The sequence below is a fragment of the Cupriavidus alkaliphilus genome (genome assembly GCF_014191175.1).
GTDB classification, from domain to species: Bacteria; Pseudomonadota; Gammaproteobacteria; order Burkholderiales; family Burkholderiaceae; genus Cupriavidus; species Cupriavidus alkaliphilus.
Genome location: NZ_JACHWE010000012.1, coordinates 47,739 through 60,867, shown reverse-complemented (window position 1 = coordinate 60,867; position 13,129 = coordinate 47,739). Strand labels below are relative to the sequence as shown.

Sequence of the window (13,129 nt, the reverse complement as noted above, 5' to 3'; positions counted from 1 at the left end):
GGGCCGGGCTGTGGGAACTCAGTCCTGCAGCAGGCGCTCGTCGCGGAACAGGTCTTCGACCAGCTCGCGCTCGCGCACCAGTTGCACCTTGCTGCCGTCGACCATCACTTCGGCGGCGCGCGGGCGGGTGTTGTAGTTGGAGCTCATGGTGAAGCCGTAGGCGCCGGCCGACATCACTACCAGCAGGTCGCCGGGCTGCACCGCCAGCGCGCGGTCGCGGCCGAGCCAGTCGCCCGATTCGCACACCGGGCCGACGATGTCGTAGGTCACCGCCGCGCCGTCGCGCAGGGCCACCGGCTCGATGCGGTGGTAGGCCTCGTACATGGCCGGGCGCGCCAGGTCGTTCATGGCGGCGTCGACGATGCAGAAGTTCTTGGCCGCGCCCGGCTTGAGGAACTCGACCTGCGTCAGCAGCACGCCGGCGTTGCCCACCAGCGAGCGGCCCGGCTCGAACAGCACCTCGCGGTGGCCATGGCCGCGCGCGGCAACGCGCTCCAGCAGCGTGGTGGCGAAGCCGGTGATGTCCGGCGGGGTCTCGTCGGTGTAGGTAATGCCCAGGCCGCCGCCCACGTCGATGTGCTCCAGGCTGATGCCTTCGCGCTCGAGCGCCTCGACCACGTCCAGCACCTTGTCCAGCGCTTCCAGGTAGGGCTCGACCTCGGTAATCTGCGAACCGATATGGCAGTCGATGCCGGTCACCTCCAGGTGCGGCAGCGCGGCGGCGGCGCGGTAGGTCGGCAGCACGTCTTCGAAGGCGATGCCGAACTTGTTGCCCTTCAGGCCGGTCGAGATATAGGGATGGGTCTTGGCGTCGACGTCCGGGTTGATGCGCAGCGACACGCGCGCACGCTTGCCGACGCGGCCGGCCACTTCGTTCAGGCGGTCCAGTTCGGGAATCGACTCGACGTTGAAGCAGCGCACGTCCTGCGCCAGCGCCAGTTCCATTTCGGCCGCGCTCTTGCCCACGCCCGAGAACACCACCTTGCGCGGATCGCCGCCGGCGGCCAGCACGCGCTTGAGCTCGCCGCCCGAGACGATATCGAAACCCGCACCCAGTTTGGCGAATACTTGCAGCACCGCCAGGTTGGAATTCGCTTTCATCGCGTACTGGACCTGCGCCTTGCGGCCCGCGCAGGCGGCGGCGTAGGCCTGGTACGCGGCGGTCAGCGCCGCACGCGAATAGACATAGGTCGGCGTGCCGAACTCGGCGGCGATGCGCGCCAGCGGCACCTGCTCGACGGCAAGCGCGCCGTCCTGGCGATGGAAGAATGCGGTCATGGTTATCGGGTGGTGGGGGCGGCGGGGGACGATGCCGGTGCCGGCGTGGCATCGGCGCGGCCCAGGCCCGGATCCGGCACGGTCGGCGGGGTCGGCTCGGGCGGAACCTTGGGCAGGGTCAGCGGCCCGCGGATACCGCATCCGCCCAGCAGGGGCATCGCAAGGGCGGCGGCAAACGCCGATACAATCGCAACACGACGCAGCATCGGGTCGTCCTTTTGGCTTGTTGGCAAGGCGTTGGATGACCCGGCGCGATGGCCAGTCATCCGGAGGATTCTTAACAAAAAAAGCCGTTCGCGCCACGTACGCCCGGTCCGGGCAGCGGCGGCAACGGCGGTCTCGGAGTTTAGCATGCCCCCCTTGAGCGAAAGCGAGTTCCTGGCCCTGGCCACGCGGGAACTGGACCGCATCGAAGCCGCGGTCGAGGCGGCCGCCGACGCGGCCGACGCCGACATTGAAATCAGCCGCACCGGCAACGTGATGGAGCTGGAATTCGAGAACGGCTCCAAGATCATCATCAACAGCCAGGCGCCGATGCAGGAACTGTGGGTGGCCGCGCGCGCGGGCGGTTTCCACTTCCGCCGCGAGGGCGAGCGCTGGGTCGATACGCGCAACGGCGGCGAACTGTACGCGGCGCTGTCGGGCTATGTCAGCGAGCAGGCGGGCGCCAGCCTCAACCTGCACTGACGCCGGCATCCCGGGCGAAGCCCGGGGGCGCAAATAAAAAGCCGGCCTCGCGGCCGGCTTTTTGCGGTCCGGCGAGCGCGCTCAGGCGCCGCCGAACATCTCCAGGATCTTGCGTTTCTCGGACTCGGTATCGACCGACGGGGTCGTGGATTCCTCCGGCTTGCCCGGCCACGGATCGCCCAGGCCCACCGATGCCACGCCGGCGCCGCCGGCGTTTTCTTCGAAGGTCCAGTCGCCGCCCACCATCAGCACGCCTTCGGGCGCGGGCCGTTCCGGAGATTCCGGCACGCCCTTGAGCGCCTTGCTCATGTAGCCGACCCAGATCGGCAGCGCCAGGCCGCCGCCGGTCTCGCGCACGCCCAGGCTCTTGGGCTGGTCATAGCCCATCCAGGCGATCGCCACCAGGTTGGGGGTGTAGCCGGCAAACCAGGCATCGACCGCGTCGTTGGTGGTGCCGGTCTTGCCGGCCAGGTCATTGCGGCCCAGGCGCTGCTTGGCGCTGTTGGCGGTGCCGTAGCGCACCACGTCGCGCAGCATGGTGTCGGCGATAAAGGCGGTGCGGGCGTCGAGCACGCGCACGGCATCGGTGCCGGCGCGCTGCGGATGGGTTTCGGAGATCACGTTGCCGCGCGCGTCGACCACCTTCTGGATCAGGTACGGGTTGACGCGGTAGCCGCCGTTGGCGAACACCGAGTAGGCGCCGGCCATCTGCAGCGGCGTCACCGCGCCGGAGCCCAGCGCCATCGGCAGATAGGCGGGGTGCTTGTCGGCCTCGAAACCGAAGCGGGTGATGTAGTCCTGCGCGTACTGCGTGCCGATCGCGCGCAGGATCCGCACCGAAACCAGGTTCTTGGACTTGGCCAGCGCGCGGCGCATGGTCATCGGGCCCTCGAAGCGGCCGTCATAGTTCTTCGGTTCCCACACCTGGCCGCCGGTATCGGGGCCGATCGACAGCGGCGCGTCGTTGATCACGGTGGCCGGCGAGAAGCCCTTTTCCAGCGCCGCCGAGTAGATGAACGGCTTGAAGCTCGAGCCGGGCTGGCGCCAGGCCTGGGTCACGTGGTTGAACTTGTTGCGGTTGAAGTCGAAGCCGCCCACCATCGAGCGGATCTCGCCATCCTGCGGGTTGATCGACACGAACGCCGCGGCCACTTCCGGCAGCTGCGTCACCGACCAGTTCTTTTTCTCGTCCTGCGTCACGCGGATTACCGCGCCCGGGCGCATCTTCATCTTGGGCTGCGCGTTGGCCGACAGCGACGGCGAGATAAAGCGCAGCGCCGCGCCTTCGATGGTCGCGACTTCGCCGGACAGCAGCGTCGCCTTGACCTGCTTGGGCGACACGCTGGTGACCACGGCCGAGCGCAGGTCGCCGCTGCCCGGGTGCTCGACCAGCGCATCGTCGATGGCCTGCTCGCGCTCGGCCGGGTCGGAGGGCAGGTCGATGAAGGCCTCGGGACCGCGGTAGCCGTGCTTGCGCTCGTAGTTCATGATGCCGGTGCGCACCGCCTCATAGGCCGCGTCCTGGTCGGTCTTGGTCAGCGTGGTGTAGACCGTCAGGCCGCGCGTGTAGGTTTCCTCGCGGTACTGCGCGTACATCAGCTGGCGCACGATCTCGGCCACGTATTCGGCGTGCGTGGAGAACTCGTTGCCCTCGGTGCGCACCTTCAGCTCGGCCTGCACGGCCTCGTCGTACTGTTCGGGCGTGAGGTAGCGCAGGTCACGCATGCGCTGCAGGATGTACTCCTGGCGTACCTTGGCGCGACGCGGGTTGACCACCGGGTTGTACGCCGACGGCGCCTTCGGCAGCCCGGCCAGCATCGCCGCCTCGGCCGGCGTCACATCGCGCACCGACTTGCCGAAGTACACGCGCGCGGCGCTGTCGAAGCCGTAGGCGCGCTGGCCCAGGTAGATCTGGTTCATGTACAGCTCGAGGATCTGGTCCTTGCTCAGGTTGGCCTCGATCTTGTACGCCAGCAGCATCTCGTAGATCTTGCGGGTATAGGTCTTCTCGCTGGACAGGAAGAAATTGCGCGCCACCTGCATGGTGATGGTGGAGGCGCCCTGCGACAGCCCGCCGCGCAGGTTGGCCAGGCCGGCACGCATCACGCCGACGAAGTCGACGCCGCCGTGCTCGTAGAAGCGGTCGTCCTCGATCGCCAGCACTGCCTTTTTCATCACGTCCGGAATTTCGGCGATGGGCACGAAGTTGCGCCGCTCTTCGCCGAATTCGCCGATCAGCACATTGTCAGCGGTGTAGATGCGCAGCGGAATCTTGGGCCGGTAGTCGGTGATGGTGTCCAGCGAAGGCAGGTTGGGCGCGGCCACCAGCAGCGCGTAGCCAAGCAGCAGCGCAATCACGACGGCACCGGCGACAACCAGTCCCACCGCCCAGAACATGAGCCGCGTCCAGATCGAACGACGGGCAGGGTGGGGCGGCTTGTGTTGTGCTGTGGCCATAAGGGAAATACCTAGTCAGGGGTGCCCGCGATTATATCTTCCGGCATCGGCCCGCCCGGACGCACAGTGGCGGGGGCGCCGCTATCGCGCTGTTACAAGATGTAAGGCCACGGATGCCGGCGTGCAGGGCGACGTTGGTGGTGACTACGGGGGGACGCGCGCGGCACAGGCAGGCATGGAAGGGAACCCGACGACCGTGGGGTTTTGGCAACGGATTGATGAGGGCCTTCTCAAAAACAAGTTCGGCCCAGTTCGGCACGTTGCCACCGATGCTGGATTTTGTGAGAATCGGCCAACATAAAAAGCACACGTTTCATTCAAGAAACTAGGCTCGCCCGATTAGAGCGTTCAAGCCAGGGGCGAGTTCAAAAGTCAGGGGGTCACCTTGCGTCGGGGCATTTTGTCGGGGCTTCTGCGCCGGACTACGGTCGGCGTGGATATCGGGTCGTCCAGTGTCAAGGTAGTCGAGCTCTCCGTGGGGGGCAGCAGACAAGACTACCGGCTGGAAAAATGCGCCAGCGAACTGCTGGACCGCAATGCCGTTGCCGATGGCAACGTCATCAACATCGAGGCAGTCGGGATTGCGCTTCGGCGCGCGCTCGGCAAGGCCGGCATCCGCTCCAAGGACGTGGTGCTGGGCGTTCCCTCCATGCTGACCGAATCGCAGACGGTCAGCCTGCCGGACAACCTGTCCGAAGACGAACTCTATTCCCAGGTCGAATCCGAGGCGCACCGCCTTTATCCGCCGTCGCAGGCGGTCAACTTCGACTTCGCCGTGATCGGCCCCAGCGAGACCGAGGGCGGCATCGGCGTGCGCGTCACCGCGGCCAACAGCGACCGCGTGCAGGAACGCGTGACCGCGGCCGAAATGGCCGGCCTCAAGCCGCAGGTGATGGACGTCGAGGAATACGCGGTGCAGCGCTCGATCGTGCAGATGCTGGGCGTGCCGCAGGAGATGTCCGAGGCCGACGCGCGCGCGTTGCCGGTGGTGGCGGTGGTGCACCTCGGCGGCAGCCGCTCCAAGGCCATCTTCTACCAGGGCTGGAAAGAACTCTACGAACAGCCGCTCAACAGCTACGGCGACCAGCTCACGCAAAGCGCGGCGCGCATGTTCACGCTCGATGCGCTCAAGGCCGAGATCAAGAAGCGCAAGAACACGCTGCCCGAAGCCTGGCGCGCGCAGTTGCTCAAGCCGTCGCTAGATGCCCTTGCCATGGAGGTGCAGTCCGCGATCGGCAACTTCATCGCCAGCTCCAGCCTGGGCCGGGTCGACGAGATCCTGCTGTCCGGCGGGCATGCCTCGCTGTTCGGCGTGCAGGCGGCGATCCAGCACCAGACCAGGATCACCACCACGCTGGCGAACCCGTTCGCCAACATGGCGACCAACGCCAAGGTCAATGAGCGCTACCTGCAGCGCGACCTGCCTGCGTATATCGTCAGTGCCGGCCTCGCCCTGCGCGGCCTGCAATAACGCACCGGAGGCACGAGATGTCAACGAACACACTGCCTTCGGTCAACCTGCTGCCCTACCATGAAGCCCGCAAGGCGGCGCGGCGCAAGAAGGTCTACACCATGCTGGGCGCAGCGGCTGGCGCGGGCGCGGCCGTGGTGCTGCTGGGCGGAGTCTATATCGACGGGCGCATCGCGTCCGTGGTGGCGCTCAACCAGGTGCTGAGTGCGGAAAACGCCCGGCTCGACGGGCAGATCCGCGAAGTCAACACGCTGAAGAAAGACATCGACGCGCTGCTGCAGCGCCAGAAGGCCGTCGAAAGCCTGCAGACCGAGCGCAACCGCCCGGTGCAGCTGCTCGAGGAACTGGTGCGGCAGGTGCCCGAAGGCGTCTACCTGACCAGCCTGAAGCAGGCCGGCGAGGCCTTCACCATCGCCGGCGTGGCGCAGTCCAACGAACGTATTTCGGAGCTGCTGCGCAACCTGGGCGGAGTGGCCTGGCTCGACAAGGCCGAACTGGTCGAATCCAAGGCGGTCACCATGACCAACAACCTGCGCGAGCAGCGCCGGCTGTTTGATTTCTCGATGCGCTTTGCGTACCGCGCGCCGGAGGCGCCGGCCGACGGCAAGAAGGCTGCCGCGGGCGCTTCGGCGCCATCCGCCGCCCCCGCACCTGCACCCGCCCCCGCGGCCGGAAAGGCCTGACCATGGCGCTCAATACCGAAATCAACCTGGCCGACCTGACCAGCCAGTTCCGCGGGCTCAACCTGAACGAGCCGGAGACCTGGCCGGCCGCGCCGCGCGTGCTGTTCGCGGTCCTGGCGGCGGCGGTGGTGCTGCTGCTGGGCTGGCAGTTCTACTGGAGCGCAAAGTTCGACGAACTCGAGCGCCAGCGCCAGGAGCAGGAAAGCCTGAAGCAGGCGTACCAGTCCAAGGTGGCGCAGGTGGCCAACCTCGAGGCGCTGCGCGAGCAGAAGAAGCAGGTCGAGCAGCGCGTGGCGCTGCTGGAGCGGCAGCTGCCCAACAAGACGGAAATGGACGCGCTGCTGGCCGACGTCAACCATGCCGGCGTGGCGCGCGGGCTGCAGTTCGAGCTGTTCAAGCCGCAGGCGGCGGTGATCAAGCCCTACTTTGCCGAGATCCCGGTGAACCTGCGCGTGACCGGGCGCTATCACGAGGTGGCGCAGTTCAACGCCGACGTCGCGGCGCTGTCGCGGATCGTGTCGATGCAGAACCTGCAACTGTCCAATACCAAGGACGGCGGGCTGTCGATGGAGGCGGTGGCGATGGCCTACCGCGCGCTCGACGCTGAAGAACAGGCGGCGCAACGCAAGGCCGCCGCGGCCGCAGCGGCCGCCAAGGCAGGAGGCGCGAAATGAGCCGCATCGTTCGATCCCGCGCCCAGGCATGGGCCGCGTCGCGGCGCACGCTGGCGGCGGCGCTGGCAATCGGCCTGCTGGGCGCCTGCGGCGCCAGCGATGAGGACGCGCTGCGCCAGTGGATGGAAGCTACCCGCAGCGCGCGTGCCAAGCCGCCCGAGCCCGTGCCCGATGCCCGGCCCTACGTGCCGCGCGAATATGCCGCGGCCAGTGCGCCCGAGCCGTTCGCGCAGGCCAAGATCGGCGAACTGAACAAGACGCTGGCGGATTCTCCCGAAGCCGGCCGGCGCCGCGAGCCGCTGGAGGACTATCCGCTAGAGAACTTCAAGATGCTCGGGATGATGAAGAAGCAGGGGGAAACCTTCGGCATCGTCCGTGTTGATAACAAGATCCACCATGTGAAGGTGGGTCAGTATCTCGGCCAGAGCTATGGCCGGGTGGTCCGCATCACCGATCAGGAGATCGTGCTGCGCGAATTGGTCCGGGAGGGGGTATCCGAGTGGAAAGAGAAAATGACCAGCCTGAAGCTGGACGCGGCGGCATGACCCCCGCGCGCTGGTATCGTGCGCGCGCGGGCGCCGTGATGAGGACCATGGCCACGGCGCTGGCGCTATGGCTGGCGCTGGCCGCACCGGCGGCCCTGGCTCAGAGCAACCGGATCAAGTCGGTGGACGTCAGCACGACCGGGGAGCAGACCGTGCTCGTGGTCGAACTGGAACGGCCGCTGACGCAGAAGCCGGCGGACTTCACCACGCAGAACCCGGCCCGGCTCGCAATCGATTTCTTCGATACCGGCTTTGCCGAGCGGCGCGCGCAATATGAATACGGCGGCAAGCTGGTCAAGGCCGCCAATGTGATGCAGATCGGCGACCGTACGCGCCTGATCCTCGACCTGACGCGCAACGCCACCTATCGGACCGACCAGCGCGGCAATGTCTTCGTGGTGTCGCTCGACAACGTGGCGCCGGCGGCCAAGAGCGCGGCGCCGACCTTCGCGCCGGCCGCGACGCCGCCCGGCGCCGCCGCGGGGCGGCCCTCGGTGCGCAATATCGACTTCCGCCGCGGGGCCGACGGTGCGGGACGCGTGGTGGTCGACCTGTCCTCGCGCGAGTTGGGCATCAATATCGCGCAACAGGGCAAGAACGTGGTGGTCGATTTCCTCGGCACCACGCTGCCGGAGAACCTGCGGCGGCACTTCGACGTCAGCGACTATGGCTCGCCGGTGCAGGGCATGCGCGCTTCCGACGCCAACGGCAACGCGCGCCTGACCATCGAACCGCGCGGCAACTGGGAATACAGCTCGTACCAGACCGACACCCAGTTCGTGGTCGAGGTCCGTCCCGTCAAGGAAGACCCGACCAAGCTGATCAGCGGCCCGGGCTACCGCGGCGAGCGCCTGTCGCTGAACTTCCAGAACATCGACATCCGCTCGCTGCTGCAGGTGTTCGCCGACTTCACCAACCTGAACATCATCACCAGCGAAAGCGTGCAGGGCAACCTGACCCTGCGGCTCAAGGACGTGCCGTGGGACCAGGCGCTGCAGATCGTGATGGATGCGAAGGGGCTGGCCTCGCGCCGCAACGGCAATGTGCTGTGGGTGGCGCCCAAGGCCGAGCTGCAGACCAAGGAGAAGCTCGAGCTCGAGTCGCAGCAGCAGATCAACGACCTCGAGCCGATCCGCAGCCAGGTGTTCCAGCTCAATTACCAGCGCGCCGAGGACGTGCGCAGGATGCTGCTGGGCATGGGCGCCGGTGGTGGCGCAAGCGCCTCGATCGGCAGCGCGGGGGCAGCGGGCGCCAGCACGCGCATGCTGTCCAAGCGCGGTTCGCTGACCGCCGATGCGCGCACCAACCAGCTCTTTGTCTCGGATATCGCTTCCAAGCTGGAAGAGGTGCAGATCTTTATCGGCAAGATCGACATCCCCGTGCGCCAGGTCATCATCGAGGCGCGCATCGTCGAGGCCACCGATACCTTCAGCCGGAACCTGGGGGTCAAGCTGGGCTTTGCGGGGCAGTACAACAACGCCCGCGTCGGCAACACCTACAACAACGTGCTGCCGGGCTCGACCTCCGACAACGGCCCGTTCCTGAGCCTGCCGGCCGGATCCATCAACGGCACCAATCCGGCCAATATTGCGGTGAGCCTGTTCAACAGCGCCGCCACGCGCTTCCTGGCGCTGGAGCTGTCGGCGCTGGAGGCGGACGGCAAGGGCAAGATCATCTCCAGCCCGCGCGTGGTCACCGCCAACAACATCAAGGCGCTGATCGAGCAGGGCACCGAGCTGCCTTACCAGGCGGCCACGTCCAGCGGCGCCACCTCGGTGCAGTTCCGCAAGGCCAACCTGAAGCTCGAGGTGACGCCGCAGATCACGCCCGAAGGCAATGTGCTGCTCGACGTCGACGTGAACAAGGACAGCGTGGGCATCCAGACCACCTCCGGCTTTGCCATCGACACCAAGCACGTGCAGACCCAGGTGCTGGTCGAGAACGGCGGCACCGTGGTGATCGGCGGCATCTACACCCAGACCGAGTCCACCGATGTCGACAAGGTGCCGCTGCTGGGCGATATCCCGGTGCTGGGCTACCTGTTCAAGAACAACGCCAAGGTCCGCAACCGGACCGAGCTGCTGGTGTTCCTGACCCCGCGCATCCTGAACGAAAGCGTATCGCTCAAGTAGGGCCGGGGCGCCGGATACAGTAGACTGGCAGGCCGCATCGACCGATGCGGCCTTTTTTTGCGCCGCGCGCCGCGAACCGCCGGGCCACGAATGCCTGCGCGACGGCAAGAAATGCGGTCTATGCCGCATTCGGCACTTGCCGGCCGCGCCACAACATAAGAAGATGATGCAGTTCCCAACCGGGGAGGACGGCCCGCATGCCGCGCTCCCGAACCACAGTCCCGTGACAGCCTCAGCGACAGGGCCGGCGGCGCAGCGCCAGGCGCCGGATCGGCGCGAAGCCGAACGATCCGGTGCCGACCGCCCGGAATCCGATCGACCCAACCTCTTTTTCGTCGGCCTGATGGGCGCCGGCAAGACCACCGTGGGCCGCACGGTGGCGCGGCGCCTGCACTATCCGTTTTTCGATTCCGACCATGAGCTGGAAGCGCACTGCGGCGTGCGCATCCCGGTGATCTTCGAACTCGAGGGCGAGGCCGGCTTCCGCGATCGCGAGGCCGCGATGATCCGCGAGCTGGCGCAGCGCCAGGGCATCGTGCTGGCCACCGGCGGCGGCGCGGTGCTGCGCGCCGAGAACCGCGAGGTGCTGAAGGCCCGCGGCACGGTCGTGTACCTGCGCGCCAGCCCGCACGACCTGTGGCTGCGCACCCGGCACGACCGCAACCGGCCGCTGCTGCAGACCGACGACCCCAAGGGCAAGCTCGAGGCCCTGTATGCCGAGCGCGATCCGCTGTACCGCGAAGTCGCCGACTTCATCATCGAAACCGGCAAGCCCTCGGTGGCGCAGCTTGCTAATATGGTGTTGATGCAACTTGAAATGGCCGGTTTCCGGATCGATCCCCCGCAGCCGGCGTCCCCGCCCGCGGGCGATGCCGGGCCGCCGGCGCAGGACCCCAATCCATGATTACCCTTGAAGTCGACCTGGGCGAGCGCAGCTACCCCATCCATATCGGCACCGGCCTGCTCGACAACGCCGAGCTGCTGCGCCCGCACGTGCGCGGCCAGCACGCCGTCATCGTCACCAACGAAACCGTCGGGCCGCTCTATGCGGCGCGCGTCGAGGCCGCGCTGGCGGCGCTGGGCAAGACCGTGCGCACCGTCACGCTGCCCGACGGCGAGGCCTTCAAGCACTGGGAAACGCTGAACCGCATCTTCGACGCGCTGCTGCAGGCCGGCGCCGACCGCAAGACCACGCTGGTGGCGCTGGGCGGCGGCGTGGTCGGCGACATGACCGGGTTTGCCGCCGCCTGCTACATGCGCGGCGTGCCGTTCATCCAGATGCCGACCACGCTGCTGGCGCAGGTGGATTCGTCGGTAGGCGGCAAGACCGGCATCAACCACCCGCTCGGCAAGAACATGATCGGCGCGTTCCATCAGCCCAACGCGGTGATCGCCGACATCGACACGCTGCGCACGCTGCCGCCGCGCGAACTGGCCGCCGGCATGGCCGAGGTGATCAAGCACGGCGCCATTGCGGACGCCGATTACTTTGGCTGGATCGAGCGCAACATCCAGGCGCTGAACGCCTGCGACCCGGAGCTGATGGCGGTTGCCGTGCAGCGCTCGTGCGAGATCAAGGCGGGCGTGGTGGCGCAGGACGAGCGCGAGGGCGGACTGCGTGCCATCCTCAATTTCGGCCATACCTTCGGCCATGCGATCGAGGCCGGCATGGGCTACGGCGCCTGGCTGCACGGCGAAGCGGTGGGATGCGGCATGGTGATGGCCGCGGACCTGTCGCACCGGCTCGGCTTTATCGATATCGAGACGCTGGCGCGCGTGCGCACCCTCACGCAGGCGGCGATGCTGCCGGTGGTGGCGCCGGAACTGGGCGCCGACCGCTATATCGAACTGATGAAGGTCGACAAGAAGGCCGAGGCCGGCAGCATCAAGTTCATCCTGCTGAAGAAGCTCGGCGAGGCGTTCATCACCAGCGTGCCGGACGCGGATCTGCGCGCGACGCTGGCCCACGCCGTCCTGAAACCTCCCACCGAGGCGCCGGTCGCCTGACCGATCGGTTATGCCTCGCCACCCCGACCCAGCCACCGGACGCGCTGCATGACCGACTTTGAAAGCCACCTCGCCCCGTACGCCGCCCGCTCCGCGCAGACGCGCGGGCGCGTGCACGCCGAACCCGCGTCGCTGTCGCGCAGCGAATTCCAGCGCGACCGCGACCGCGTGATCCACAGCACGGCGTTCCGGCGGCTCGAGTACAAGACCCAGGTCTTCGTCAACCACGAGGGCGACCTGTTCCGCACGCGCCTGACGCACAGCCTGGAGGTGGCGCAGATCGCCCGCTCGATCGCGCGCAACCTGCGCCTGAACGAGGACCTGGTCGAGGCGATCTCGCTGGCGCACGACCTGGGCCACACACCCTTCGGCCACGCCGGGCAGGACGCGCTGAACCAGTGCATGAAGAACCACGGCGGCTTCGAGCACAACCTGCAGAGCCTGCTGGTGGTGGACGAGCTGGAAGAGCGCTACGGCGGCTTCAATGGCCTGAACCTGACCTTCGAGACGCGCGAGGGCATCCTCAAGCATTGCTCGCGCGTCAACGCCTCGGCGCTGGGCGAACTGGGCCGGCGCTTCCTGGAAGGCACGCAACCGTCGCTGGAGGCCCAGCTGGCCAACCTTGCCGACGAGATCGCCTACAACAACCACGATATCGACGACGGCCTGCGCTCCGGTCTGCTGACGCTGGAGCAGCTCGACGAGGTGCCGATGTGGGGCCGCCACCGGGCCGAGGTGGCCGAGGCCTTCCCCGGCATCAATGGCCGGCGCGCCATCAACGAGACGGTCCGGCGCATGATCAACACGCTGATCGTCGACCTGATCGAAACCACCAGCCGCAATATCGCCGACACCAACCCGCGCAATATCGACGCGGTGAGGGCCGCCGGGCCGCTGGTCGGCTTCAGCGCGCAGATCCACGAGGAAGCGGCCGCGCTCAAGCGCTTCCTGTTCCGGCATCTGTACCGGCACTACCTGGTGATGCGGATGTCCGCCAAGGCCCAGCGCATCGTCGGCGACCTGTTCCAGGCCTTCATGTCCGATCCGCGCCTGCTGCCGCCGCAGTACCAGGCCAGCCATGGCGGCGACCAGTCGCGGCTGATCGCCCATTACATTGCCGGCATGACCGACCGCTACGCCATCCGCGAGCACCGCCGCATCTTCGCTGTCAGCGAGGGTACCGCCCCCTGAAAAT

General features: G+C 67.3%; 12 protein-coding genes. 9 read left to right on the top strand and 3 right to left on the bottom strand.

Features of this window, described 5'->3' with window-relative positions:
* Positions 1-18: 18 nt before the first annotated feature.
* Both lysA and FHX60_RS26510 read right to left on the bottom strand, forming a co-directional pair.
* Positions 19-1,278 carry a diaminopimelate decarboxylase gene (gene lysA, locus FHX60_RS26515; protein WP_183285098.1) on the bottom strand — a complete coding sequence of 420 codons (1,260 nt, stop codon included), beginning with the start codon at positions 1,276-1,278 and terminating at the stop codon, positions 19-21.
* A gap of 2 nt (positions 1,279-1,280) precedes the next feature.
* On the bottom strand, positions 1,281-1,484 hold the full coding sequence (locus tag FHX60_RS26510) for a hypothetical protein (RefSeq protein WP_112776695.1): 204 nt from the start codon (positions 1,482-1,484) through the stop codon (positions 1,281-1,283).
* Between the two features lie 145 nt (positions 1,485-1,629).
* Between FHX60_RS26510 and cyaY the strand changes: the two genes are divergently transcribed.
* Positions 1,630-1,965, top strand: a complete 336-nt coding sequence (gene cyaY / locus FHX60_RS26505) for an iron donor protein CyaY (RefSeq protein ID WP_183285097.1) — start codon at positions 1,630-1,632, stop codon at positions 1,963-1,965.
* Between the two features lie 81 nt (positions 1,966-2,046).
* Here cyaY and FHX60_RS26500 read toward each other — a convergent pair whose 3' ends face one another.
* Positions 2,047-4,422 (bottom strand): penicillin-binding protein 1A, encoded by a 2,376-nt coding sequence (locus FHX60_RS26500; protein ID WP_092317576.1) that lies wholly within the window; start codon positions 4,420-4,422, stop codon positions 2,047-2,049.
* A 400-nt stretch (positions 4,423-4,822) separates the two neighbouring features.
* Here FHX60_RS26500 and pilM point away from each other — a divergent pair, with 400 nt between their 5' ends.
* The 8 genes from pilM (at position 4,823) to FHX60_RS26460 (ending at position 13,125) form a co-directional block, all read left to right on the top strand.
* Positions 4,823-5,893: a type IV pilus assembly protein PilM gene (pilM, locus tag FHX60_RS26495; protein ID WP_181487080.1), complete on the top strand. Its 1,071-nt coding sequence runs from the start codon at positions 4,823-4,825 to the stop codon at positions 5,891-5,893.
* Between the two features lie 17 nt (positions 5,894-5,910).
* Complete coding sequence (locus tag FHX60_RS26490; protein ID WP_116296300.1) at positions 5,911-6,576, top strand: PilN domain-containing protein; 666 nt, start codon at positions 5,911-5,913, stop codon at positions 6,574-6,576.
* A 2-nt stretch (positions 6,577-6,578) separates the two neighbouring features.
* Complete coding sequence (locus FHX60_RS26485; RefSeq protein ID WP_112776698.1) at positions 6,579-7,250, top strand: type IV pilus inner membrane component PilO; 672 nt, start codon at positions 6,579-6,581, stop codon at positions 7,248-7,250.
* Entirely contained in the window at positions 7,247-7,795 is a 549-nt protein-coding gene (locus tag FHX60_RS26480) for a pilus assembly protein PilP (RefSeq protein ID WP_092317564.1), read from the top strand. The genes FHX60_RS26485 and FHX60_RS26480 overlap by 4 nt, the downstream gene beginning before the upstream one ends.
* Positions 7,792-9,927: a type IV pilus secretin PilQ gene (locus FHX60_RS26475; RefSeq protein ID WP_183285096.1), complete on the top strand. Its 2,136-nt coding sequence runs from the start codon at positions 7,792-7,794 to the stop codon at positions 9,925-9,927. The genes FHX60_RS26480 and FHX60_RS26475 overlap by 4 nt, the downstream gene beginning before the upstream one ends.
* 223 nt (positions 9,928-10,150) lie before the next feature.
* Positions 10,151-10,831, top strand: coding sequence for a shikimate kinase (locus FHX60_RS26470; protein ID WP_375790552.1), 681 nt, complete (start codon positions 10,151-10,153; stop codon positions 10,829-10,831).
* Positions 10,828-11,934, top strand: a complete 1,107-nt coding sequence (gene aroB / locus FHX60_RS26465) for a 3-dehydroquinate synthase (RefSeq protein ID WP_112776701.1) — start codon at positions 10,828-10,830, stop codon at positions 11,932-11,934. The genes FHX60_RS26470 and aroB overlap by 4 nt, the downstream gene beginning before the upstream one ends.
* A 48-nt stretch (positions 11,935-11,982) precedes the next feature.
* Entirely contained in the window at positions 11,983-13,125 is a 1,143-nt protein-coding gene (locus FHX60_RS26460; protein WP_092317552.1) for a deoxyguanosinetriphosphate triphosphohydrolase, read from the top strand.
* The last annotated feature ends 4 nt before the right edge of the window (positions 13,126-13,129 follow it).